Genomic DNA, 24,124 nt, shown 5'->3' on the forward strand with positions numbered 1-24,124 from the left:
CGTCCCATGACGTTCAACCCTGACGCCGACATCTCGGGCCACAGCACCCGGCGCCGCGGGCGCGGCGCTGTCATCGCGGGCGGCGGTGTGGGCGTGCTCGGGCTCGTGGCGCTCGTCGTCGCGATGCTCGGCGGGCCCGACCTGACCGGTCTCGTCGGCGGTGCCCCCGGCGGGGAGAACCCGCCGGCTTCGGGCGGTGAGACACTCAGCGAGTGCCGCACCGGTGAAGACGCGAACGCGAACGACGACTGCCGCATGGCGGGCGCCGAGGTCGTGCTCAACGACTTCTGGGAGCAGCATGTCGACGGCTACGTCGCGCCGACCATGACTGTGGTCGAGGGGCAGACTCCCACCCAGTGCGGCACTGCGTCCAACGCGGTGGGACCGTTCTACTGCCCGCCGGAGCAGGGCGTCTACATCGATCCCGACTTCTTCGCGATCATGCGTCAGCAGTTCGGAGCATCCGCAGGCGAGCTCGCTCAGCTGTACATCGTCGGTCACGAATGGGGTCACCACATCCAGAACATCACCGGCGTGATGGACGATCACCCGAACAACGGCACCGGCCCCGACAGCAACGGCGTGCGCACCGAGCTGCAGGCCGACTGCTACGCCGGCGCGTGGCTGGGCGATGTCACCGAGCTGGAGGACGACAACGGCGTGCCCTATCTCGAGACTCCGACCGACGCACAGCTGGCGGATGCGGTCAACGCCGCGTACACGGTCGGCGATGACCACATCCAGCAGGAGTCGGGCGGGTTCGTCAGCCCCGAGAACTTCACCCACGGCACCAGCGAGCAGCGCCAGTACTGGTTCGCGAACGGGTATAAGAACGGTCTCGGCGTCTGCGACACGTTCGCGGTGCCGGCGGGCGAGCTCTGAGCGCGGACGTACGCGTCCGATCGTCCAGAGCAGCGACCACTCCGTGGCGCTCCGCGCCGGTATACCGACTTCGGTTACGGTGAGAGGGCCCGACACACGGGCACCCTGGGGAGGGACCGATGAATCTTGACGCGCTGTATCCACCGATCGAACCGTACGAGACGGGCGACCTGCTCGTCGGAGACGGCAACCGGATCTACTGGGAGCAGAGCGGCAATCCCGACGGCAAGCCGGTCGTCTTCCTGCACGGCGGCCCGGGCAGCGGCACGTCGCCGTGGCAGCGGCGGTTCTTCGACCCCGAGGTGTACCGCATCGTGCTCTTCGACCAGCGCGGATGCGGTCGCAGCACCCCGCACGCGAGCGACCCGGCCGCCGACCTGCGGTTCAACACCACCTGGCATCTCGTCGCCGACATCGAGCTGCTGCGGAAGAACCTGGGCATTCAGAGCTGGCAGGTGTTCGGCGGATCGTGGGGCAGCACGCTGGCGCTGGCGTACGCCCAGGCGCATCCGGATGCCGTCTCGGAGCTCGTGCTGCGCGGCATCTTCACCCTGCGCCGGCACGAGCTCGAATGGTTCTACGAGGGCGGCGCCGCCGCACTCTTCCCCGACCTCTGGCAGGAGTACCTCGAGCCGATCCCGCCCCTCGAGCGCAGCCGCATGATCGAGGCGTACCATCGCCGGCTGTTCGACGCCGACCCGGCCGTGCACGTGCCGGCCGCCGTCGCCTGGACCCGCTGGGAGGCGTCGACCGTCACGCTGCGACCGGACCCCGAGCATGTGGCCAAGGCCACCGAGGAGTCGCAGGCCACGGCGTTCGCCCGCATCGAGAACCACTTCTTCATGCACGGCGGCTGGCTGCGCGAAGGGCAGCTGATCGACGGCGTCGACATCATCAGGCGCATCCCGGCGGTGATCGTGCAGGGCCGCTACGACGTCTGCACGCCCATGATGACCGCGCATGATCTGCACACAGCCTGGCCCGAAGCCGACCTGGTGATCGTCGACGATGCCGGCCATGCCGCATCCGAACCGGGCATTCAGCGCGCCCTGCGCGCCGCGACCGACCGCTTCGCCGCACTCTGAGTCAGGCCCGCAGCGCCCGCAGCAGCGTGCGCACCAGGCCGGGGACGCCGCCACGCGCGCGGAACCGGGTCAGTCCCTCGCTGACGGCGGCGCCCGTTCGAGCCGACACGAACCAGGGTGGTTTCGGCAGGATCGTGAATCGGCCGCCGCCGTTCAGGATCGGCAGCGAGCGGGGGAACGGCCGGAACGGCCCGCGCACGATCGAGCGCTCCACCTGGTCGAGCAGCAGGGCGTTGTGCACGACGCCGATGCCGCTGCCGACCTCGTCGATGTCGTTGCCGGGGTACGCACCCCAGGTGAGCGTGGGCGTGATGAACCCGAAAGCGGTCCATGCGTTGATGGCGATCGAGCCGTACCGCAGGGCGGTGATCGCCCGTTCGAAGCCGGCGCCGAGGGCGCGCTCCGTGGCGGGGTGGACCAACAGGTTCGCGCCCAGGGCGCCCTGCAGTTCATCGTTCGCATGCGCGACCGCCGCATCGAGGAAGTCCTGTCCGGTTCCTGGCAGTTCGACGATGCCCAGTACGGGGCCGAAGTACTCCGTCGTCTGCAGTGCCGCGGCATCCCGGTCCGCGGACACGTCGATCAGCAGCCGGTCGGCGAGCACCAGCGCATCGGGGTAGTCCTCGGCTGCCTGCCGCAGACGCGAGGGCGACCCCGGGTACCAGATCGGCCGCTCCGGCGCGTTCGCATAGGCACGTCGCAGCGCCGCCCGGAACTGCGCGGCCTGCGGCCAGTCGGACGACATGATCACCACCTGCCCGGCGATGCAGTTGTGTCCGCAGTTCTGCAGGCGCATGGTCGCGACGTGCTCGGCCTGGTAGGTCAGGTCGGCGTCGGTCCAATCGCCCGGCACCACGATGATCGGCGAGACCCCGCCCAGCTCAGCGGTGATCGGCTTCTTCAGCTGCGGCCGGCCCTCGCGTCGCCTGCGCTTGGCCGCCGCCCCCGAGCCCCACACGATCGCGTCGAAGGTCGCTGCCGATCCGGTGATGTGCACGTGCGAGAGGTCGCGGTGCGCGGTGAGGTACCCGCCCACTGCGGGGCCGCCGCGGACGATACGCAGGAACCCGGGCTCGATCAGCGGCGCCAGCGCACGCTCGAAGACGGGCACCAGGGCGTCCTGCGTCGGATTCACCTTCAGTAGCGCCACCCGGTTGTGCGCCAACAGCTCGTACATGACGTCGAGCACCGGGATAGAGGTGATGTTCCCCGCTCCCAGCACGAGGCCCACTCCGCCCGATACCGCCGGCGTCAGCTGCGCCAGACCGGCTGATGCGCGTGCCGTCCTCGGGGTGACGCCGGGTTCGAGCCAGATCTCGCCGCTGAAACCCGAGAGCAGGACACGATCGATGCCGGTGAGCGGGAAGGCGTCGACGCGGGTGCGGCGGCCGGGAGCTCGTCCGATGCGGACGCCGTCCAGCGCGCCGCGGCCTTCGGCCAGTCGCGACAGGGTGGCCGCATAAGCATCGATGGCGCCCAGCACCGAGTAGGGGCCGCTCAGCCACTCCTCGCCGCGCAGGGGGTGATTGCTGCGCAGCCCCTTGGAGTCTGCGGCGGCGTTCGCCCAGTCGTCGATCGTGGCGGCGACACTCGTGCGCAGCGTGCGCAGCAGTGTGATCCGCTGGGGGAGGGAGAGCGCTGCCCAGCTGTGCGCGCCCTTGTGCAGGGCGGCGATGTCGGCATCCAGCGCGTCGCGTTCCGCATCGCCGAGCGCAGGGGCGGATGCCGCAGGTGCGGCCTTCTTCGCGGCAGCCTTCACGGGCGCATCCTGGGTCATCGTCGTCTCCTTCGGCGTCGTCTCAGCCTACGACGAGCCGCGGCGGCGCTTGCGATGGGCCGCGGAGAGGCCGACGTGCGCCCGCGGTGAGCCGCGGACTTCTCAGCGCGCGGGGTCGGCGCGCGGCCGCCTCAGATCAGCGCGAGCTCGCGCAGCTTCGACTCGACATCGGCGTTCGAGGGCTCGACGTGGTGCGAGGAATCCGGGTAGACGACGACCGGGATGTTGGTGCGACCCGAGATGTCCTTGGCGACGTCGGCCGCAGCGGGGTCAGTCATGAGGTCGACGTACGTGTACTCGATACCCAGTTCGTCGAGCTGCTTCTTGGTGCGGCGGCAGTCGATGCACCAGTCGGCGCCGAACATGGTGATGGAGTCGGATGCAGGAGTCGTCATACTTCCAGGGTACGGGCCGTGGGAGGGCACCGGCTCCGCGCGGCGCCCTCCCAAGGCCTGCGTCACAGCACCTTCGACAGGAAGTCCTGCGTGCGTGCTTCCTTCGGGTCGTCGAACAGCTCGGCGGGCGTGCCCGTCTCGACGACCTTGCCGTCGGCCATGAAGACGACGCGGTCGGCCACCTCGCGTGCGAAGCCCATCTCATGCGTCACGAGCACCATCGTCATGCCGGATGCCGCCAGGTCGCGGATCACCTGCAGCACCTCGCCGACCATCTCGGGGTCGAGCGCACTGGTCGCCTCGTCGAACAGCATGATCTCGGGGCTCATCGCCAGGGCCCGCGCGATCGCCACGCGCTGCTTCTGGCCGCCCGAGAGCGAGGCAGGGCGAGCGTCGGCCTTGTCGGCCAGGCCGACCCGGGTCAGCAGCTCCACCGCGCGCTTCTTCGCCTCAGCCTTGCTGAGCATCTTCAGCTCGATGGGGGCGAGTGCGACGTTCTCGAGCGCGGTCATGTGCGGGAAGAGGTTGAAGTGCTGGAACACCATCCCCACCCGCTGTCGCACGGCGTCGAGGTTCTTGCCCTTCGCCTTCGCGATGTTCTCGCCGACGATGAGCACCTCGCCGCTGGTGACGGCTTCCAGCCGGTTGAGGCAGCGGAGCAGCGTCGACTTGCCGGAGCCCGAAGGGCCGATGACCGCGACGACCTCGCCGTTCGAGACGGTCAGGTCGATGCCGGTGAGCACCTCGTTCTTGCCGAACGACTTGTGCAGGTCGCGCACCTCGATCGGGTTGCCCGGCGCTGTGGTCACAGGGCGGGTGTAGGTCTGATCGTTGTTCGTCATGCTCATCCCCTACTTGTTGAACTTGCGGTCGAACCAGTTCGACAGCACCGTGAGCAGCCAGATCACGATGAAGTACATCGCACCGACGATGATCCAGATCTCGAACGACCGGAACGTCGACGCGATCACGATGCGGCCCTGGTAGGTCAGCTCGGCGAAGCCGAGCACCGACAGCAGCGACGTGTCCTTGAGCGTGATGATGAACTGGTTGATGAGGTTGGGCGTCATGATCTTGAACGCCTGCGGCATCACGACACGCCGCATCGACGCGCCCCAGCCCAGGCCGAGTGACCGCGACGCCTCCATCTGTCCCGGGTCGACCGACTGCACGCCGCCGCGCACGATCTCGGTGATGTAGGCGCCGGCGTTCAGCGACAGCGTGATCACGCCGGCGGTCAGCGCGTCGAGCGGCTGACCGGTGACGGCGGGCACTCCGAAGTAGAAGAAGAACGCCTGCACCAGCACCGGGGTGCCTCGGAAGATGTTGACGTACGCGCCCGACAGCCCGCGCAGGAACGGGTTGGCCGACAGCTTCAGGATGCCGAAGAGGATGCCGAGCGCCATGGCGAAGACGATCGCCAGAGCGGTGGCGAGCAGTGTGAGCCCGAGCCCCTGCAAGAGAGGCGGGAAGGATGTCTGCAGCAGAGTCCAGAAGGAGTTGTCCGATGCCGAGGTGTCGTCGATGGCCAGGTAGCGGTCGACGATCATCTGGTAGACGCCGCTGTCCTTCGCGTTCTGCAGCCCCGCGTTGAACATCTCCAGCAGTTCCGGGTTCTGGCCCTTCAGCACCGCGAACCCGTAATCGGCGCCCGGCTCCGGGTCGGTCACGATCTTCAGCGGCACGTTGCCGGAGGCGATCCCGAACTGCAGCACGGGGGCGTCCTCGAACGTCGCGGCCGAGTTGCCCGTGGCGACGTCGTTGTACATGTCGGCGGAATCCTGGAAGGCGTTGACCTCGAAGCCGATCTCAGACCCGAGCTGCTCGGCGAAGTCGTATCCCACCGTGCCCGTCTTGACGGCCACGGTCTTGCCCTTGAGGTCTTCGTAGGTCGACACGTCGCTGTCCTGCGCGACGGCCATCTGCACGCCCGACTCGTAGTACGGGTCTGAGAAGTCGAACACGTTCTTGCGCTGGTCTGTGATGCTCATGCCGGCGATCACGCCGTCGGCCTGTCCTGCCTGCACCGCCTGCAGCGCAGCATCGAAACCGAGCGTCTTCACCTCGACGGTGAAACCCTGATTCGCTGCGATGGCCTTCAGCAGGTCCATGTCGATGCCGACGTCCTTGCCGCCGAGCTGGTAGATGAACGGCGCGAACGTCGTGTCGGTCGCGATGGTGAAGGTGCCGTTCGTCGCCGGGGTGTCGGTCGCGAAGTTCGGGTTCTTCGGCAGTTCACCCGGCTTGCCGACGTCGAGCTTCTCGTTGCCGAGCGCGGCCTTGCCCTCGCCGATCGTCTTCGCCTCGGGCGCGGCATCGCCGAGGTAATCGTCGAGGATGTCCTGGTAGGTGCCGTCTTCGATGAGGTTCTTGAGTCCCTCGTTGAACGCCCTGCGCAGCTCTTCGTTCTCGCCCTTCTTCACGGCCATGCCGTAGCTGGATGCCTTCTCCTGCTCGGTCACCGTCTTCAGGTCGACGTTCCCGGTGGCGATGCCGTAGGCGAGGATCGGGTAGTCGTCGAACGTGGCGGCGGAGTTGCCCGCCGTCACGTCGCTGTACGCGTCGGCTGCATCCTGGAAGCCCGTGACGGTGAAGCCGTACTCCTTGCCGAGCTCTTCCGCGAACGCGTACCCCTCGGTGCCGGTCTTCGCCGACACCGTCTTGCCGGCGAGGTCCTCATAGCCCTTGATCGAGTCGTCATCCGAGGCGATCGCCATCTGGATGCCGGAGTCGAAGTACGGGTTGGAGAAGTCGAAGCTCTTCTTGCGCTCGGTGGTGATCGACATCCCCGCCATGACAGCATCCGCCTGACCTGCGGTGACGGCCGCGAGCGCGCCGTCGAAGCCGAGCACGTCGATCTTCACCTCGAAGCCCTGGTCTTCGGCGACCGCGCGGATGAGATCGATGTCGATGCCGCGCAGCTCGCCGTCGCGCTGGAACTCGAAGGGAGCCCAGGTGGTGTCGGTGGCGATCGTGAAGGTCTTCCCCTCGACGCCCTCGGACTTCGTCGCGGCGTTCGCGACGCCGACGGCGCCGCCGACGCTGAGCAGCAGAGTGAGCAGTGCGGTGATGCCCGCGAGCAGGGGCAGGCGGTTCTCGCGCCACCAACTCGCAGGATGTCTGAGCAGGGTCATATGTCCTCGTCGTCTCGTAGACCGGTCTTGCCTGGGCCCGTGCAACCTTAGTCGCCCGGCGGGCGACGCCCGGTGTGACTCGGCGCTCAGCGAAAGATGACACGATGGATGCCGGCCGTCTGCGAACGGGGAGGAGAGCACGTGAACGCCGCCGCCGACCCTGCGATCACGGTCATCGTGCCGACGTTCAACGAACGTGCGAACGTCGCCGAGCTCATCGCCCGCACGGCCGTCGCGCTCGCCGGCCGCGAGGCCGAGATCCTGTTCGTCGACGACAGCTCCGACGGCACCATCGATGAGATCGTCAGGGTCGCGGCATCCGCCCCGCTTCCCGTGCGCGCCATCCACCGCGACCGCAACATCGGGGGCCTCGGCGGTGCCGTGGCGGAGGGGCTGATCCACGCGGCCAACGACGTGTGCATCGTGATGGACGGCGACCTGCAGCATCCGCCCGAGCTGCTCACGGCGATGATCGACCGGTTCGCGCAGGGCGGCGCGGATGTCGTGGCCGCATCGCGCTACATCGGCGGCGGCGACTCCGGCGGACTGGGGACGGCGCTGCGCTTCGGTGTGTCACGGGCGGCGACCTGGCTCACCAAAGCGATGTTCCCGCGCCGGCTGTGGCGCAGCACCGACCCGATGACCGGGTACTTCCTGGTCGACCGTTCCCGCATCGAGCTGAGCGGCCTGCGCCCTCAGGGTTTCAAGATCCTGCTCGAGATCCTCGTGCGAGGCGGAGCCGGCGGGGAACTGCGTGTCGCCGAGGTGCCGATGACGTTCGGAGAGCGCCGGCACGGCGACTCCAAGGCCACCCTGCGGCAGGGGGCGACGTTCGCGATGCACCTCGCCCGGCTGCGGTTCGGCAAGATGGGCCGCTTCGCGGTCATCGGCGCCATCGGAGCGGTCGCGAACGTCGGCATCATGTGGGCGCTCACGCATCTCGGCATGGACTACGTGCTCGCGGCGGTCATCGGGGCGGCCGCGACCATCATCGGCAACTTCATCCTGCAGGAGCGGTTCGTCTTCGACGACCTGCGCCCTGAGGCGTCGAGCCTGTGGGTGCGCTTCGCCGCATCCGTCTCGTTCAACGGCGTCGAGGCGGCGCTGCGCATCCCCGTGATGGCGCTCATGGTCGAGACCTGGCACATCTCCAGCGTCATCGCGACCGCCATATCCCTGGTGGTGGCGTTCTTCGCCCGCTTCCTGTTCCACGCTCTCGTCGTGTACGCGCCCAGGCGCCGGCGCGACGCGGATGCCGCGGGCGAGCCGCCCGTCGACACCGCCGCGCAGCGCATCATCAGAGCGATCGACGCCGAGGCGATGCGCCCGGGCGAGCTCTGACACCGCCGATGTGCGGCTAGTCTGGCGCGGTGGATCAGAACGCAGTGGCGACGCGATTCCGGCTCGGTCGAATGCGGCCGCGTGACCCGGGAGAACCACATCGTGCAGCCAGCCCGCTCGAGCTGTTCTTCGACCTCGTCTTCGTCATATCGGTGAGCATCGCGTCGAGCGAGTTGCATCACGCGCTCTCGGCGGGGCATGCCGCATCCGGCATCGTCTCTTACCTGATGGTGTTCTTCGCCATCTGGTGGGCCTGGATGAACTTCACCTGGTTCGCGACCGCGTTCGCGGTGGACGACTGGCTCTACCGCGTGATCACGATCGTGCAGATGGGCGGGGTGGTGGTGCTGGCGGCCGGCATCGGGCCGGTCTTCGACGAGCACGAGCCCGATTTCACCGTCGTGGTGATCGCCTACGTCGTCATGCGCGTGGCGATGATCTGGCAGTGGCTGCGCGCCGCGCGGGCGGACGCCGCGCTGCGTCGCACCGCGCGCACCTACGCGTCGGGAATCGCGATCGTGCAGGTGCTCTGGATCGCGTTCCTCTTCGTGCCGGACTCGATGCGGCTGATCGTTTTCGTCATGCTGATGCTGGCCGAGATCGCCGTGCCGATCGTCGCGGAGCGTGCCGGCACGACACCGTGGCATCCGCAGCACATCACCGAGCGCTATGGCCTGTTCACTCTCATCGTGCTCGGTGAGAGTCTGCTGGCCTCAGCGACGGCCATCATCGGCGCGCGTGAAGAGGTCGACACGCTCGGCCCGCTTATCTGGATCGCGGTCGTGACGCTCGTCTCAGCGGCTGCGATGTGGTGGATCTACTTCTGGCCGCCGCACCACACGGCGATCGCGACCGCACGCACGTCCTTCACCTACGGCTATGCGCACTACTTCGTATTCGCCGCCGCGGCCGCGTTCTCGGCGGGCGTCGAGGTGCAGATCGACGAGCTGACCGGGCACACGGAGTTGCCGTCCGCCGCGGCGTCGCTGACGGCCAGCGTGCCGATCGCGGTGTTCCTGCTGGCGATCTGGTTCGTGGCGATCCGCAGGGCGGCCGATCCGCTCGTCAACGCCGTCGTGCCGGCCGGGGCCGTGCTGGTGCTGCTCGACCCGGTGCTGCCGGTACCGGTCACGCTGACCGCGGTGATCCTCGTCGCGATCGTGGTCGTGCTGGTGCTGCGCCGGCCAGTGGATCAGCGCGGAATGGTCGGCTAGCCGGGTGTTTCCCGCCCTGATCGGCGAGGTCGTTGTCAACCCCATTGGCTCGGGATCGTGCCGCCGCCACTCTGGATCTCATCGAGAGCCGTCCGGCTCGTCGTAACGAACGGAGTGAATGATGACCATCGGCACCGGAATCGTCCTGTTCGTCATCGGCGCGATACTCGCATTCGCGATCAACGTCGAGGTCGAGTGGGCCAACCTCGACATGATCGGCTACATCCTGATGGTCGCGGGTGCAGTCGCGTTCCTCATCGGCCTCGTCATGCTGCTGGTGCGGCGCAACCGGAGGACCGTCGACGGTCGCGTCGTGGATGACGACGTGGTCTGACCCTGAGCCCGACGTCGACTGACGTCAACGGCGAACGCGTGCGCGCGACCTGGTGACACTCGTCAGGGTCGCGCGCACAGGGGTTCCCAGATACAGGCCCAGTGATGCCCCCGCCGCCAGCGCGATGCCGATTGCGGCGGCGGAGATGAGCGGACCGATCCCTACCAGTAGTGCGTCTGCGGTGCCGTCGGATTGCATCAACCCCAGCAGACCCCGGAACACCGAGAGCCCGGGAACCAGCGGCACGATCGCCGCGGTGGTGACGGCCACCGACGGCACGTGGAAGCGGTGCGCGACGAGGGTGCCGGCGAAGCTGGCCAGCAGCGCACCCACCGCGCTCGCCGCGGACTCGTGCACGCCGAGCCGGAGCATCCCGTCGTAGCCGACAATCGCGATCAGACCCAGCACCGCGCTCACGACGATGGTTCGAAGCCCGGCACCGTTGAACAGCGCGACGGCGATCGCGACGATGGCCGCGCCACCCAGCTGCACTGGGAGCGGGCCGAACGGGATGGCGTCGATCGGGGTCGTGATGCCGAACCCGAGCACGCGCGCGAACTCGAGGCCGATCAGGATGCCGAGCACGACGCCGATGGTCTGCAGCGTCAGATCGAGGATGCGCCCGCCGGCCGTCAGGGCGAACCCGTCGATCGCGTCCTGCGCGGCACCGACCACGGTGAGGCCCGCGAGCATCAGCACGATGCCGGAGGCGACGATGATCGAAGGTCGGATGTCAACGAACGGCTCGATCCCCGCAGTGCCCAGCGCGGCGACCACGAGCGCGACGATCGTGGTCACGAACGCACCGGCGATCTGGCTGAAGAACGAGGGCACGCGCAGACGCGCGAGGCCCGCCTGCGCCAGGGCCGCGCAGAGCGCAGCCACGAAGCTGAGCAGGACGATGATCGGTGAGGCGTCGAACATGAGCGCGACGCCCACCGCGAGCAGCGCCCGCGAGAGCACGACGACTGAGGGCCGGTACAGGAACGGTGTACGGCGGATCTCACGGAAGGCGGCGCGGGCGGCGTCGAGCTCGAGCCCCTCGACGATCTCGACCGTCAGCGCCTGAAGTCGCTGCAATTTGGCATGGTCAGGGGATGCCGCGCGCACGACGCGAAGCAGGGTTATGGGCCTGGCGTCATCGTCGCCGCGATGATGCGAGGCGGTGATCGAGTTGTAGGTGACGTCGACCTGCACACCGTGGAGGTGGTACGCGTCGGTGATGCGGGTGATGGCGAAGGTGACCTCGTGCGCTGACGCGCCGACCGCGAACATGGCATCACCGACGCGCATGGCCAGGTCGAGTATCTTCGCCGAGACGGTGTCGTCGATGACGGGCAGAGCCTGGGTCGGGGCGACCCGCGAGGGATCTGTGCGGATGACTCGGTGCACGGTGGCGAGCAGCCTCTTGCGGCGTTCGGCGGGCATGGCTCCAGCTGATCTGCGATGGTGAGTCCCGCGCATCGGGACCGTTCAGAACGGTATCAGTGCAGCACGAGAGCCGCTTCGCGATCGGCTGTCTCATTGCGCCCTGGTACCGCGGTCGCTCGCAGCGCGTCCAGCGCTTCCGTGCGATCGAGGAACCGGGTGGGCAGGCTCACATGGCGGAACCAGCGCACCTCGACGAAGCCGTCGTGCTCGCTCACGCAGGCGACGAGCCGAAGCGTGGCATCCGACAGCGACGTGTCGAAGATCACCCAGTCATCCGGAGAGACCTGGTTCAGCGTGAAGCGGTCTTGCACGTCGTTCGACATAACGGCCTCCTGAGCTTCCGACCTCCCCGAGGTTCAGTCTGCGCGCGGGTGTGCCGCGGATTCCAGGCGTTGACGGTGAGCGTGATGCTCTGCTACCGAGCCCGCTGCTCGCAGCGAGCGGCGGCGCCGGATCGGCGGTGGCTCACGGCACGATGACGAGCTTGCCGCGCGAATGGCCGGCGCTGCTCGCCCTGAAGGCATCCGAGACGCCATCGAGACCGAAGGTGCCGGCGATCTGCACACGCAGTGCGCCGTCGCCGGCCATGGCGGCCAGGCGTGCGGTCTCCTCGCCCTCGGGACGCACCCAGATGTGGCGGCCGCCGTGCGCGGTCACCGAGGAGTCGGCCACCGACACATGAGACCCGCCGGAGCGCAGCACCGCCAGAGTCGTCTGCAGCTGGCCGCCGGCGAAATCGGCGACGGCATCGACCGGCCCGCCGGACAGGGTGAGCGCGCGATCGGCGAGGCCGTCGTCGTACGCGATGGGTTCCGCGCCGAGCACACGCAGGTAATCGTGGTTGTGCTCCGAGGCCGTGCCGATCACGCGCGCTCCTCGTGCCGCAGCGATCTGCACGGCGAAGCCTCCGACGCCGCCGGCCGCGGCGTGGATGAGCACCGTGCGACCCTCGAGGTCGCCGAGAGCGTCGATCGCGCGCAGAGCTGTGCCACCGGCGAGGGGGAGCGCTGCCGCCTGCTCCCACGTGAGGGATGCCGGCTTGCGGGTCACCGCGCGCACCGGCACGGCGACCCGCTCGGCGAAAGTGCCGTCGCTCAGCACGTCCTTGCGGGCGTATGCCATCACCTCGTCGCCGACGCTGAACTCCGGGGTGTCCATGCCGACGCCGATCACGACGCCGGCGACGTCCCAGCCCGGGATCACCGGGAACCGGGTGGGGAAGAGGAAGTCGAGGTGACCGGCCATCAGCTTCCAGTCCACGGGGTTCACGCCGGCGGCGCGCACCTCGATCAGCACCGACGCGGGCGGCAGCCTCGGCTCGTCGACCTCGCGCACCTCCAGATCGTCGACATTCTTCGAGAAGCGGTCGTAGACGACGGCGCGCATGCTGTTCCTCCTGGGTGAGCGGCGACGGATGCGGAACAGCATCCACTCTTCCATGCCGTGGAGGCGGTGGCGCCGACGTCGGCGTCAGCTGTTCAGATCACGCAGGATGCGTGCGACCAGCGCGTCTGTCGTGACGCTCGCCGTGACCCGCGCCTCCGGCGTCTCGGGCAGTGGCTGCCAGCCGTCGTGCCACTCGCGCAGCTTCTCGGGACCGAAAGCGGCGCGCAGCGGACGCCGCTCGTGACGCCGGATCGTCTCATCGAGCCCGACATCGAACTGGTAGACGCGCGTCGTGCCGAGGTGATCGCGCGCGAGTGCATCGAGTGGTTCGGCGTAGTCGCGCAGATTGAAGATGCCGTCCAGGATCACGTCGTAGCCGAGATCGAGGGACTGGCGCGCGGCGCCGATGATGAGGATGCTGGCGTCGCGGGCACGCTGGAGCCGATCGGGATTCTCGAGCAGCTCGCGCCGGAAGTGATCCTGGTGGATCAGTGCCGTGCGCGGTCCGAGCAGAGGGCGAAGTGCGAGTGCCGTGGTCGTCTTGCCCGATGCGGAGTCGCCGCGGAGGATGACGAGACGTGTGGATGCCGAGCCGACCTGCATGCGTCCATCATCGCTGGTCGGCGGTGGCGGAGGGGCATGTCGCGCGTGCACCGCGATCCGCCCGGAGGATCACCGACTCTGTGGTCGGCGTGAAGCGATGGTCTTGGGCTTGTCGGCGCGGGACTTCTCCTCGCGCGCGGAGGTCTCGACGGTGGGTTCGGAACCTGGCCAGCGCTCGTACCGAGCCGCGTCCCGGTTCGAGGGCGGGGTGTGTTGCGATCCCTTGTTCTCACTCATCTTCGAACTGTACGCGCCGTACATGTGCGGCCATACAGACTGAGGTGAGGTGAGGTGAGCAGGCCACCAGGAACCGGCGTGCCCGCTTCAGGATCGGCTGCGCCCTCGCACGAGCCCGAACACGATGGTTCCCACGAAGAGGATCAGGCCGATCACTCCCAGCCAGAGCAGGCCTTCGAAGACGAAGCCGACCACGGAAAGCACGGCCCACGCCACGACGAGTATCACTATCACTGTCCACATGCTGCCGACGCTACGCTCAAGCGCGTTCCGTCGAAAGGGGATTCGCCCGTGCGTGGTTACGCGCAACCGTCGAGAATGCGGCGCGCCGGGGAGCGATGGCGAGGCCTAAACGAAAAGTCCCCCAAGAGTAGAAGCCTCTTGAGGGACAGTGGCTCCGACCGGCATCGATCCGGTGACCTTTCGATTTTCAGTCGAACGCTCTACCAACTGAGCTACAGAGCCGCGCGACGGCGATGCTGTCGCGTCCTACACAACGAGCCTCCTCGAAAGAAGGCTCGTCGCTTGGAGCGACCCTGACGGGACTTGAACCCGCGACCTCCGCCGTGACAGGGCGGCACGCTAACCAACTGCGCTACAGGGCCAAAACTTTTCAATTGTATCCGACCGAGTGACCCCAACGGGATTCGAACCCGTGCTACCGCCGTGAAAGGGCGGCGTCCTAGGCCGCTAAACGATGGGGCCGAAGGGATCCCCGGGGGTTTCCCTTGCCGACGCTCAAGCATAAGGGATGCCGCGACGGAAAACGAAATCGGAGGCGAGTCTGCTTCCATCCCGGGCGTTTCGGGCGCACCATGGGAGAACCACGTGTGTCAGCACGTGCGCCCTCACCTGTTGCAGATGTGACGAATGTTGTTACTGTTACTTCTGTGAATCCCGGCGGAAGGGGCCGTGTGAACGAGTTGAAGACGGATGCTGATGCAGCATCCGAGGCCTGCGGTTGCGCACCCACGCCCGCCGAGCGGCGCGCGCTCTGGCCTTCCTCGACGGTCAGCCGCCGCGTCGCCCTCACAGTCGGAGCCCTTGGCGCCCTTGGCGTCGGGGCGTTCAGTGTCTCCTCCGGCATCAGCGCCGCCTACGCGGCCGACTACCCCTCCTGGGAGGACGTGAAGCGCGCCAAGGCGAGCGAAGCCGCCAAGAGCGCTGAGATCACGCGCATCCAGGGGCTCATTCAGCGGCTCACCGCGGATGCGGCGGCCAAGGAAGCCGCGGCGAAGGCCGCCGGTGACGAGTTCTACGAGGCTCAGCAGGCTTACCACGAGCAGGCCGCGATGGCCGCCGAACTCGAGGAACAGGCCCAGGCTCAGGCGAAGGTGGCCGACGAGGCGGCAGTCAAGGCCGGCCAGGTGGCCACGCAGCTGTACCGCAACGGTGGCGACGAGACCGCCCTCGAACTGTTCTTCTCCGGCTCGGCCGAAGGCGCCGACAGCCTGCTCGCCCGCCTCGGCGGCATGGACAAGCTGCTCGAGTACAACCGCACCGTCTACGACAACGCGGTCGCGGCCCGAGACCAGGCTCAATCGCTGACCGACCAGGCCAAGGCTGCCCGTGACGAGCGGGATCGCCTGCAGAAGCTCGCCGAAGAGAAGATGGTCAAGGCCCAGGAGGCCGCTCAGGCCGCTCAGGCCGCCCTGGCCGCGAAGCAGGAGAACCTCTCGACCCTCGAGGCGCAGCTCAGCGCCCTCAAGGACTCCACCGCCAAGACGGTCGCCGCCTATCAGGAGGGCGAGCGCATCCGGAAGGCCGAAGAAGAGCGCCGCCGCAAGGCAGCGGAAGAGGCTGCGCGCAGGGCCGCCGAAGAAGCCGCCAAGAACAACCAGGGCGGCGGCGGTGGGGGCGGCGGCGGCGGTGGTGGCGGCGGTGGCGGCGGTGGCGGCGGAAGCGGCTGGGTCCGCCCGCACGGCGGCCGCATCTCGTCGGGCTACGGGCCGCGGGGTCAGCAGTGCACCAATGGCTACTGCTCGTCGAAGTGGCACCTCGGACTCGACTTCGCCAACGGCTGCGGCGCCCCGATCTTCGCGGCTGCGTCTGGCACGGTCGTGTACGCCGGCTACAACGGCGGGTTCGGCAACTACGTCAAGCTCCGCCACGGCGGCGGCGTCGGCACCGGATACGGACACATGTCGCGCATCGCCGTCGGCTACGGGCAGTCGGTGCGCGCCGGACAGGTCATCGGCTACGCGGGCAACACCGGCAACTCCTTCGGCTGTCACCTGCACTTCGAGGTATACCCCTCGGGCGGCGGCACGACGAACCCCTACAACTGGCTCGCCGCGCGCGGAGCGCTCTGACAGCGACTGCCATCTGAGACGACGAAACCCCCGGTGCGAACCGGGGGTTTCGTGTATCGGCTGAAGGTCAGTGCCCCTCGGCGCCGAAGCGTTCGATCGCCTCGTCGAGGATGCGCTGCGCCTCGGCGGCGTCGCCCCAGGCGTCGACCTTGACCCACTTGTTGGGCTCGAGGTCCTTGTAGTGCTCGAAGAAGTGCTCGATCTCCTTCTTGGTGTACTCGGGCAGGTCGCCGATGTCCTGAATGTGCTGCCAGCGGGGATCCTTCGACAGCACGGCGACGAGCTTGTCGTCGCCACCGGCCTCGTCGCTCATCTTCAGCACGGCCACCGGGCGCACGTTCACGACGACACCGGGGAAGATCGCGTGGTCGAGCAGCACGAGCACGTCCAGCGGGTCGCCGTCCTCACCGAGGGTGTTGTCGAAGTAGCCGTAGTCGGCCGGGTAGCCGAACGTCGTATAGAGCACGCGGTCGAGGTGCACACGACCGGTCTCGTGGTCGACCTCGTACTTCACGCGGCTGCCCCGCGGGATCTCGATGACGGCGTCGTGTGCGCCCATGCGTTGTTCTCCTTGGATCGGATCGAGTCGGATGCTCGGATACGGGAAGGTCGGCGGGATGCCCCGCACAAGACTACCCGCGTGCGCATTCCGGCCGTGCGGCGCCTACCGTAGAGGAATGCCGTCGCTCGATCCAGCCGTCGCCGAAGTCCGCCGCGCCGTGCGCTCCGTCATCGGCCCGCTGGGAGCATCCAGGATCGTGGTCGCGTTATCGGGCGGCGCCGACTCCCTCGCGCTGACGGCCGCCGCGGTGTTCGAAGCCGGCAAGTCCGGATCGAACGTGCTCGCGGCGATCGTCGACCACGGACTGCAGCCGGAATCGGATGCGGTCGCGCAGCGCGCCGCCGACCAGGCACGAGCCCTCGGCGCAGAAGCGACTGTGCTCAGAGTCGACGTGGATTCGCGGCATCCCGACGGCCCCGAGGCCGGCGCACGCGACGCCCGCTATGCAGCGCTGCGAAGGTGCGCCGCCGATGAGGCAGTGGCAGCGGTCCTGCTCGGTCACACCCTCGACGACCAGGCCGAGACGGTGCTGCTCGGGCTGGCGCGCGGCTCCGGCGCGGCCAGCCTTCAGGGCATGGCGCCGGTGCGCCAGGACGGCGACGGTGTGCGCTGGTTGCGCCCCTTGCTTGGCGTCCGCCGTGCGACGACGCGCGCGTTCTGCGCGGCATCCGGGCTCGAAGCGTGGGACGACCCGCACAACACCGACCCGCGCTACGCCAGGGTGCGCGCCAGGGAACGAGTGCTGCCGGTGCTCGAGGAGGAACTCGGCCCCGGCATCGCCGAGGCGCTGGCCCGCACCGCCGAGCAGCTGCGCGAGGATGCCGAGGCGTTCGACGACATGATCCACGAGACCATCGAGGACATCGTCGAGCACGCCGAAGCGGGCATCTCGGTCAGCGCGGCCGCGCTCGCCGCCAACCCCGCGGCGCTACGCAACCGCATTATCCGTCTCGTCGTCGACAGCGAGTTCGGAGTCGGGCTGACCCGCACGCAGACCCTCGAAGTCGCCCGCCTCGCGACCGAGTGGTCGGGCCAGGGCCCGACCGACCTGCCCGGATGCTCGGCTCAGCGCCGCGGTGGGCGGATCGTCTTCACCGCGCGCTGAACGATCGGCGCCGTCGACGACCATCCAGTTCGCGCGCGACCACCTTGTTGATGTGACTTCGACGGTCTTCCGTCAACAAGGTGGTCGCGGAATGACCACCGGCCGCGGCGGTTACTTCTTCCCGCCGAACAGGCCGCCGAGGATGTCACCGATGCCGCCGCCGGAGTTCGACGACGAGCCGCCGCCGAGCAGACCGCCCAGCCCACCGAGGATGTCGCCGAGCCCGCCCCCTGCATCCGACGAGCCCTGCTTGCCGCCGCCGAGCAGCCCGCCGAGGATGTCTCCGATGCCGCCGCCCTTGCCCTTGTTCGCGTTGGCGATGAGGCCCATGATGATGGGCGCCAGGATCGGCAGCAGCTTGCCGAAGTCGATCCCGCCCGCGGTCTTCTCCGACTTGGTGAGCTTCTCGACGACGTCGTCCTTCTCGTCGCCGAGCACGTGCTTCACGATCTTGTCGCCGTCCGCCTGGTCGACGTCGTCCACCTTCGAGGCTCCCGAGAAGCCCTCGTGGCGGTTCAGCGCCTTCTCGATGGCTGACGATCCCTCGTCGGTCCGGGCGTTCTTCGCCAGCCCGCCGACCAGCACCGCACCGCCCTCCTGCACAGCCTGCCGAGCCACGTCATGGCTCACGCCGAAGCGCTCGGCGATGTCGTCGATCGGCACCTGCTTCAGGATCTCGTCGAAGTCCATGTCTTCCTTCCCCGCGAGCCGGCGCCCGCTCTTCCGCTCACAGTAACGCCGCAGGGCGCGGCCGAGAAGGCGTGACCCGAACCGTCGCCTAAAATCGATCCATGCGCGCAGCGGACATCCCCGAAGACCTCGCCAAGATCCTCGTCACAGAGGAGGAGATCCGCGCCAAGCTCGACGAGCTGGCGGCGCGCGTGGCGACCGACTACGAAGGCAAGAACCTGCTTCTCGTCGGCGTACTCAAGGGCGCCGTGATGGTGATGGCGGACTTCGCCCGTGCCCTGCCCATGGACACGCCGATGGACTGGATGGCGGTGTCCAGCTACGGCGCCAGCACGAAATCCAGCGGCGTGGTGCAGATCCGCAAGGACCTCGACACCGACCTCAACGGCCGGCACGTGCTGATCGTCGAGGACATCATCGACTCCGGTCTCACCCTGAGCTGGCTGCTGGAGAACTTCGAGTCGCGCGGCGCCGAGTCGCTCGAGGTGCTCGCCCTGCTCCGGAAGCCCGAGGCGGCGAAGGTCGAGATCGACTGCAAGTACGTCGGTTTCGACATCCCGAACGAGTTCGTCGTCGGCTACGGACTCGACTACGCCGAAAGCTATCGCAACCTGCGCGACGTCGCCGTCCTCGCACCGCACGTCTACTCCTGACGGCGGCGTACGCCGTCGGTGAACGCACAGCAGGCGCCTCAGTTGCGAGCGGTACGCTGAACGGATCATGGATGTCAAGAAGATCTCCCGGAGTCCGCTGATCTACATCGCGTTGATCGGTGTACTGCTGTTCGGCGGCTTCCTGCTGATCTCGAACCTCAACGCCCCCAAGCAGATCACCACCCAGGAGGGGCTGAAGCTGCTCGAGGGCACGAGCGTGACCAAGGTGATCAACACCGACGGCGACCAGCGCGTCGACATGACCCTCTCGAAGCCGTACGAAGGCGCCGAGAGCGTGCAGTTCTACTATGTGCAGGCGCGCGCCGAGCAGGTCGTCCAGGCGATCGACTCCGCCGAGCCGAAGGACCAGTTCAACGACGTGGTGCCTCGGGCCACATGGTTCGACGGTTTCCTCTCGCTCCTGCTTCCCCTCGTGCTGCTGGGACTGCTGTTCTGGTGGCTCCTCTCGTCGATGCAGGGCGGCGGCAGCAAGGTCATGCAGTTCGGCAAGTCGAAGGCGAAGCTCGTCAACAAGGAGACCCCGACGGTCACCTTCGCCGACGTCGCCGGTGCCGACGAGGCCATCGAAGAGCTGCACGAGATCAAGGAGTTCCTTCAGGATCCGGCGAAGTTCCAGGCGATCGGCGCCCGCATCCCCAAGGGCGTCCTCCTCTACGGCCCTCCCGGAACGGGAAAGACGCTGCTCGCCCGTGCCGTCGCCGGCGAGGCGGGCGCTCCGTTCTACTCGATCTCCGGTTCCGACTTCGTCGAGATGTTCGTCGGCGTCGGCGCATCCCGCGTGCGCGATCTGTTCAACCAGGCCAAGGAGAACGCCCCGGCGATCATCTTCATCGATGAGATCGACGCCGTCGGCCGTCACCGCGGCGCAGGTATGGGCGGCGGCAATGACGAGCGCGAGCAGACGCTGAATCAGATGCTCGTCGAGATGGACGGCTTCGACCCCAACGCGAATGTCATCGTCATCGCGGCGACGAACCGCCCCGACATCCTCGACCCCGCGCTGCTGCGCCCCGGTCGTTTCGACCGGCAGATCGGCGTGGACGCACCCGACCTGAAGGGGCGCCAGCGCATCCTCGAGGTGCACGCCAAGGGCAAGCCGCTCTCGCAGTCGGTCGACCTCGAGGTGGTCGCACGCAAGACGCCCGGCTTCACCGGAGCCGACCTCGCGAACGTGCTCAACGAGGCCGCCCTGCTCACCGCACGCTCCAACGCTCAGCTCATCGACAACCGTGCTCTCGACGAGGCCATCGACCGCGTCATCGCAGGTCCTCAGCGCCGCACCCGCGTGATGAAGGACAAGGAGAAGCTCATCACCGCGTACCACGAGGGCGGGCATGCGCTCGCCGCCGCGGCGATGAACCACACCGACCCGGTCACCAAGATCACGATCCTGCCCCGCGGCAAGGCGCTCGGCTACACGATGGTGATGCCGCTGGACGACAAGTACTCGGTCACCCGCAACGAGCTGCAGGATCAGCTGACGTACGCCATGGGCGGTCGCGTCGCCGAGGAGATCGTGTTCCACGACCCGACCACCGGCGCCTCGAACGACATCGAGAAGGCCACCAGCATCGCCCGCAAGATGGTCATCGAGTACGGCATGACCACCGCGCTCGGCCCCGTCAAGCTCGGATCCGAGGGCGGGGAGCCGTTCGCGGGCCGGGACATGGGCCGCGGACGCGAGTACTCGGAGTCCATCGCGGAGACCGTCGACGTCGAGGTGCGCGCCCTCATCGAGCAGGCGCACAACGAGGCGTACCAGGTGCTCAGCGAGAACCGCGACATCCTCGACCGCCTCGCCCTGGCGCTGCTCGAGGAGGAGACGCTCGACCACAACCAGATCGCCGAGATCTTCACCGACGTGCGCAAGCTCCCTCAGCGCCCGCAGTGGCTCTCCAGCGATGAGCGCCCGGTATCGGCGCTGCCGCCCGTCGAGGTGCCTCGCCGTTCCGACCAGGGCGTCGCCGCGCAGACCTCGACGCAGACCGCTCGCCGCCCCGGAGCGCAGGCGACCGGCGGGCAGGCGCGACCGGCGACGGCCTGACGTGACTGTCGACAAGGCGCGCATCGAGCGGCTCACCCGTGAGCTGCTCGAAGCGATCGGCGAGGACCCGGAACGGCCCGGGCTCAAGCAGACCCCGAGCCGCATGGCCGAGCTGTACGCGGAGTTCTTCGCCGGGGTGAACGAGGACGCGACGGCGCCGCTCGCCCACACGATCAGCGTCTCGCGCGGCCCTGCACCCGAGACGCTTCCCTCGGGTGCGGTGCTCCTGCGCGACATCCGGTTCCGGTCCGTCTGCGAGCATCACCTGCTGCCGTTCGCAGGCCACGCGCACATCGCCTATCTGCCCGGCGAGCAGGTCGTGGGGCTCGGCGCCCTGGTGAAGGTCGTCGAGATCCTCGCGACGCGTCCGCAGGTGCAGGAGCGGCTCGGCGAGCAGATCGCCGACGCGATCGCCGGCAGTCTCGACACGCGCGGCGTGCTGGTGGTGCTCGACGCCGTTCACGGCTGCGTCACGATGCGCGGCGGCCGGCAGCCGGAGGCCTCAACGCTGACGATCGCCGCGCGCGGGGAGTTCACCGAGCCCGCGGCACGCGCCGAGCTCATCGCTCTGATCGGCGCCGGCGGAGCGGCAACCGGGACAGCCCGATGACCGCGATCTGGGGGATCCTCAACGTCACGCCCGACTCGTTCAGTGATGGCGGTCGCTTCATGGATCCCGACACCGCGATCGCGCGGGCCCGAATGCTGCGCGCCCAGGGGGCGGCGATCATCGACGTCGGCGGCGAATCGACCCGCCCGGGGGCGTCGAGGGTTCCTGTCGAGGAGGAGCAGCGCCGCGTTCTGCCGGTGGTCGAGGCTCTCTCTGCCGACGGCATCCCGGTGTCGATCGACACCCTCAACGCCGGCACCGCAGCGGCCGCAGCGCGTGCCGGAGCGCGGATCGTCAACGACGTGTCCGGGGGGCTCGCCGATGACGGGATGCTGGCAGCCGTCGCCGCATCCGATGCCGACTTCGTGATCGGGCACTGGCGCGGGCCGTCCGGCGACATGTACGCCAGGGCGCAGTACGGGCGCGCCGCGCGTGAGGTCGCGAATGAGCTGCGTGCGCGGGTCTCCGCCGCGGCATCGGCGGGCATCGCCCCGTCGCGGCTGATCCTCGATCCGGGCATCGGCTTCGCGAAAGCGGGGGAGCAGAACTGGGAGGTGCTGCGCGGTCTCGACGAGATCATCGCGCTCGGTCATCGCGTACTGGTCGGCACCTCGCGCAAGCGATTCCTCGCCGAGGCGCTCGGTGTCGACGGTTCCGATGCGGGCGGCGACGCCGAGCACCGCCGTGACCTCGCCACCGCCGTCACGAGCGTGCTCGCGGCCAGGGCCGGGGCCTGGGCGGTGCGGGTGCACGATGTCGCCGCGACCAGGGACGCCCTGGCCGTCGTCAGCGCATGGGATGGAGAGTGACATGGACCACCTCGATGAGATCCGTCTCACCGGGCTGACCGTGTTCGGTCGCCACGGGGTGTTCGATCATGAGCGCCGCGACGGCCAGGAGTTCACGATCGACCTCACGCTGAACCTGTCGCTGCGGGACGCCGCCGCATCCGACGACGTGGTCGACACGGTGCACTACGGCGAGCTCGCCGACCGTGTCGCCGCCATCGTCGCGGGGGAGCCGGTGAATCTCATCGAGACCCTCGCCGCGCGCATCGCGGACGCCGCCCTCGAGGACGACCGGGTGGTGCTGGCCACCGTCACCGTGCACAAGCCACACGCTCCGATCGAGCAGACCTTCGCCGACGTCTCGGTGACGATCCGCAGGAGTAGGGCGTGATGGACCGCGGGCTGACTCATCTGCCGGCGGGACCCGACCCGCGGCCGGGGCGCGAAGCCCAGGTGGCGGTGGTCGCGCTCGGATCGAACGAGGGCGACCGTGGTGAGATGCTGCGGGCGGCCGCTGAGCGGCTGCGGCGCCTGCCGCTGGTCGAGGACTTCGTCATGTCTGAGCCGATCGAGACGGTCGCTGTGCGCGTCGACGGGCCCGATCCGGATGCTCCTGCGTACCTCAATGCGGTCGCGCTGATGACGACCCGGCTGGCGCCCTCCGTGCTGTTGGGCATGCTGCATGCCGTCGAGGAGGAGCAGGGGAGGGTGCGCGCAACGCGCTGGGGCGATCGCACGCTCGACCTCGATCTGATCGCGTACGGCGAGCTCCGCAGCGAAGAACCGCATCTGATGGTGCCGCACCCGCGAGCAGCCGAGCGGCTGTTCGTGCTGGAACCCTGGCTGAGCGTCGACCCCGAGGCGGTGCTTCCGGGGCATGGCCGGGTCGATGACCTGGTGCGCAGCCTGAAGGGCTCGCCCGAGCACACCGTGGATGACCGATGAAGAGGACGTCCGCGGGAGTGCTCGTGGTGCTCGCGCTGCTGTCGGCCGCCGCCGGCTTCGGGTTCGACCACCTGCTCACGGTCACAGGGCGGGCGACGTTCATCCCGTCCGCCTTCCTTCCGGTGCTCGTCGGCCTGCTGGCGGCCGCGGTGCTCGCCGTGGCATGGCCGGTGCGGCGCAGCGTGCGCGGCGGGCGCCGCATCGATCCGTTCCGGGCGCTGCGCGCGGCGACGCTGGCCAGGGCGTCCAGTCTCCTGGGTGCGATCCTGGCCGGATTCGGCGCCGGACTGCTCGCGTTCCTGTCCACACGCCCCGTGCCCGCGCCGGTAGGGTCGACTGTGGCGCTGGTCGCCCTGGTCGTCGCCTCGGTGGTGCTGATCGGGGCGGCGCTGCTCGCCGAACAGTTCTGCACCCTGCCGAAGGATCCTGATGACCGAGAGCCAGACGACCCCACCGCGTGATCCGAACAGCTCCGGTGTGCCGGTACCGCCGGCCCCGCCCATCGCGCCGGTCGCGCCTCCCGCGCCGGTTCCTGCCCAGCAGCAGGCGGCGGATGCCGTAGTGACGCAGCCTCC

At 68.5% G+C, this 24,124-nt stretch carries 25 protein-coding genes and 3 tRNA genes; 14 read left to right on the top strand and 14 right to left on the bottom strand.

The annotated features are described in order from the left end of the window. The first annotated feature begins 6 nt into the window (after positions 1-6). Positions 7-882: a neutral zinc metallopeptidase gene (locus RIN43_RS03015; RefSeq protein WP_309127402.1), complete on the top strand. Its 876-nt coding sequence runs from the start codon at positions 7-9 to the stop codon at positions 880-882. A 119-nt stretch (positions 883-1,001) separates the two neighbouring features. Then, positions 1,002-1,967 carry a prolyl aminopeptidase gene (gene pip / locus RIN43_RS03020; protein ID WP_309127403.1) on the top strand — a complete coding sequence of 322 codons (966 nt, stop codon included), beginning with the start codon at positions 1,002-1,004 and terminating at the stop codon, positions 1,965-1,967. Between the two features lies 1 nt (position 1,968). Here the strand turns inward: pip and RIN43_RS03025 are convergent, their stop codons facing one another. The 4 genes from RIN43_RS03025 to RIN43_RS03040 form a co-directional block, all read right to left on the bottom strand. Further along, positions 1,969-3,744, bottom strand: coding sequence for an aldehyde dehydrogenase family protein (locus tag RIN43_RS03025; RefSeq protein WP_309127404.1), 1,776 nt, complete (start codon positions 3,742-3,744; stop codon positions 1,969-1,971). Between the two features lie 131 nt (positions 3,745-3,875). Then, entirely contained in the window at positions 3,876-4,139 is a 264-nt protein-coding gene (locus RIN43_RS03030) for a glutaredoxin domain-containing protein (RefSeq protein WP_309127405.1), read from the bottom strand. 62 nt (positions 4,140-4,201) lie between these two features. Next, positions 4,202-4,981: an amino acid ABC transporter ATP-binding protein gene (locus RIN43_RS03035; protein ID WP_309127406.1), complete on the bottom strand. Its 780-nt coding sequence runs from the start codon at positions 4,979-4,981 to the stop codon at positions 4,202-4,204. Positions 4,982-4,990: 9 nt separating this feature from the next. After that, a complete protein-coding gene (locus tag RIN43_RS03040) occupies positions 4,991-7,273 on the bottom strand; it encodes an ABC transporter substrate-binding protein/permease (RefSeq protein WP_309127407.1) in 2,283 nt (760 codons plus the stop codon). 108 nt (positions 7,274-7,381) lie between these two features. Between RIN43_RS03040 and RIN43_RS03045 the strand changes: the two genes are divergently transcribed. From RIN43_RS03045 to RIN43_RS03055, 3 genes are all read left to right on the top strand, one after another. After that, positions 7,382-8,614 carry a glycosyltransferase gene (locus RIN43_RS03045; RefSeq protein ID WP_375163699.1) on the top strand — a complete coding sequence of 411 codons (1,233 nt, stop codon included), beginning with the start codon at positions 7,382-7,384 and terminating at the stop codon, positions 8,612-8,614. Positions 8,615-8,685: 71 nt separating this feature from the next. Then, positions 8,686-9,828, top strand: a complete 1,143-nt coding sequence (locus tag RIN43_RS03050; protein WP_375163701.1) for a low temperature requirement protein A — start codon at positions 8,686-8,688, stop codon at positions 9,826-9,828. A gap of 121 nt (positions 9,829-9,949) precedes the next feature. Next, positions 9,950-10,162 (top strand): DUF6458 family protein, encoded by a 213-nt coding sequence (locus tag RIN43_RS03055; RefSeq protein ID WP_309127410.1) that lies wholly within the window; start codon positions 9,950-9,952, stop codon positions 10,160-10,162. Between the two features lie 24 nt (positions 10,163-10,186). Here RIN43_RS03055 and RIN43_RS03060 read toward each other — a convergent pair whose 3' ends face one another. The 8 genes from RIN43_RS03060 to RIN43_RS03095 form a co-directional block, all read right to left on the bottom strand. Next, entirely contained in the window at positions 10,187-11,590 is a 1,404-nt protein-coding gene (locus tag RIN43_RS03060; RefSeq protein ID WP_309127411.1) for a threonine/serine exporter family protein, read from the bottom strand. 56 nt (positions 11,591-11,646) lie between these two features. After that, on the bottom strand, positions 11,647-11,916 hold the full coding sequence (locus RIN43_RS03065; protein WP_309127412.1) for a hypothetical protein: 270 nt from the start codon (positions 11,914-11,916) through the stop codon (positions 11,647-11,649). Positions 11,917-12,058: 142 nt separating this feature from the next. After that, positions 12,059-12,979, bottom strand: a complete 921-nt coding sequence (locus RIN43_RS03070; protein ID WP_309127413.1) for an NADP-dependent oxidoreductase — start codon at positions 12,977-12,979, stop codon at positions 12,059-12,061. Between the two features lie 84 nt (positions 12,980-13,063). Continuing rightward, entirely contained in the window at positions 13,064-13,582 is a 519-nt protein-coding gene (locus RIN43_RS03075; protein WP_309127414.1) for an AAA family ATPase, read from the bottom strand. Between the two features lie 324 nt (positions 13,583-13,906). After that, positions 13,907-14,062 (bottom strand): hypothetical protein, encoded by a 156-nt coding sequence (locus tag RIN43_RS03080; RefSeq protein ID WP_309127415.1) that lies wholly within the window; start codon positions 14,060-14,062, stop codon positions 13,907-13,909. Positions 14,063-14,211: 149 nt separating this feature from the next. Continuing rightward, positions 14,212-14,284: transfer RNA gene (locus tag RIN43_RS03085), tRNA-Phe, on the bottom strand. A 66-nt stretch (positions 14,285-14,350) separates the two neighbouring features. Then, positions 14,351-14,424, bottom strand: a tRNA-Asp gene (locus tag RIN43_RS03090). A gap of 27 nt (positions 14,425-14,451) precedes the next feature. Continuing rightward, a tRNA-Glu gene (locus RIN43_RS03095) sits at positions 14,452-14,524 on the bottom strand. 218 nt (positions 14,525-14,742) lie between these two features. Between RIN43_RS03095 and RIN43_RS03100 the strand changes: the two genes are divergently transcribed. After that, complete coding sequence (locus RIN43_RS03100) at positions 14,743-16,131, top strand: M23 family metallopeptidase (protein ID WP_375163702.1); 1,389 nt, start codon at positions 14,743-14,745, stop codon at positions 16,129-16,131. A 67-nt stretch (positions 16,132-16,198) separates the two neighbouring features. Here RIN43_RS03100 and ppa read toward each other — a convergent pair whose 3' ends face one another. Then, positions 16,199-16,690, bottom strand: coding sequence for an inorganic diphosphatase (gene ppa, locus RIN43_RS03105; RefSeq protein ID WP_309127417.1), 492 nt, complete (start codon positions 16,688-16,690; stop codon positions 16,199-16,201). 118 nt (positions 16,691-16,808) lie between these two features. On the opposite strand from ppa, the gene tilS reads away from it, so the two are divergent. Next, complete coding sequence (tilS, locus tag RIN43_RS03110) at positions 16,809-17,798, top strand: tRNA lysidine(34) synthetase TilS (RefSeq protein ID WP_309127418.1); 990 nt, start codon at positions 16,809-16,811, stop codon at positions 17,796-17,798. Positions 17,799-17,909: 111 nt separating this feature from the next. On the opposite strand, the gene RIN43_RS03115 is transcribed toward tilS, so the two are convergent. Next, a complete protein-coding gene (locus tag RIN43_RS03115) occupies positions 17,910-18,488 on the bottom strand; it encodes a DUF937 domain-containing protein (RefSeq protein WP_309127419.1) in 579 nt (192 codons plus the stop codon). Between the two features lie 101 nt (positions 18,489-18,589). Here RIN43_RS03115 and hpt point away from each other — a divergent pair, with 101 nt between their 5' ends. From hpt to RIN43_RS03150, 7 genes are all read left to right on the top strand, one after another. Then, on the top strand, positions 18,590-19,141 hold the full coding sequence (gene hpt, locus RIN43_RS03120) for a hypoxanthine phosphoribosyltransferase (RefSeq protein WP_309127420.1): 552 nt from the start codon (positions 18,590-18,592) through the stop codon (positions 19,139-19,141). A 67-nt stretch (positions 19,142-19,208) separates the two neighbouring features. Next, positions 19,209-21,206, top strand: a complete 1,998-nt coding sequence (gene ftsH / locus RIN43_RS03125) for an ATP-dependent zinc metalloprotease FtsH (RefSeq protein ID WP_309127421.1) — start codon at positions 19,209-19,211, stop codon at positions 21,204-21,206. Position 21,207: 1 nt separating this feature from the next. Further along, positions 21,208-21,816: a GTP cyclohydrolase I gene (gene folE, locus RIN43_RS03130; protein ID WP_309127422.1), complete on the top strand. Its 609-nt coding sequence runs from the start codon at positions 21,208-21,210 to the stop codon at positions 21,814-21,816. Further along, complete coding sequence (gene folP, locus RIN43_RS03135; protein ID WP_309127423.1) at positions 21,813-22,625, top strand: dihydropteroate synthase; 813 nt, start codon at positions 21,813-21,815, stop codon at positions 22,623-22,625. Before folE ends, folP begins: the two co-directional genes overlap by 4 nt. Before the next feature lies 1 nt (position 22,626). Continuing rightward, positions 22,627-22,995: a dihydroneopterin aldolase gene (gene folB / locus RIN43_RS03140; RefSeq protein ID WP_309127424.1), complete on the top strand. Its 369-nt coding sequence runs from the start codon at positions 22,627-22,629 to the stop codon at positions 22,993-22,995. Further along, positions 22,995-23,549: a 2-amino-4-hydroxy-6-hydroxymethyldihydropteridine diphosphokinase gene (gene folK, locus RIN43_RS03145; protein WP_309127425.1), complete on the top strand. Its 555-nt coding sequence runs from the start codon at positions 22,995-22,997 to the stop codon at positions 23,547-23,549. Before folB ends, folK begins: the two co-directional genes overlap by 1 nt. Continuing rightward, positions 23,546-24,010, top strand: a complete 465-nt coding sequence (locus tag RIN43_RS03150; RefSeq protein WP_309127426.1) for a DUF3180 family protein — start codon at positions 23,546-23,548, stop codon at positions 24,008-24,010. The genes folK and RIN43_RS03150 overlap by 4 nt, the downstream gene beginning before the upstream one ends. The last annotated feature ends 114 nt before the right edge of the window (positions 24,011-24,124 follow it).

This window comes from Microbacterium sp., from assembly GCF_031178445.1.
Taxonomy (GTDB): Bacteria; Actinomycetota; Actinomycetes; order Actinomycetales; family Microbacteriaceae; genus Microbacterium.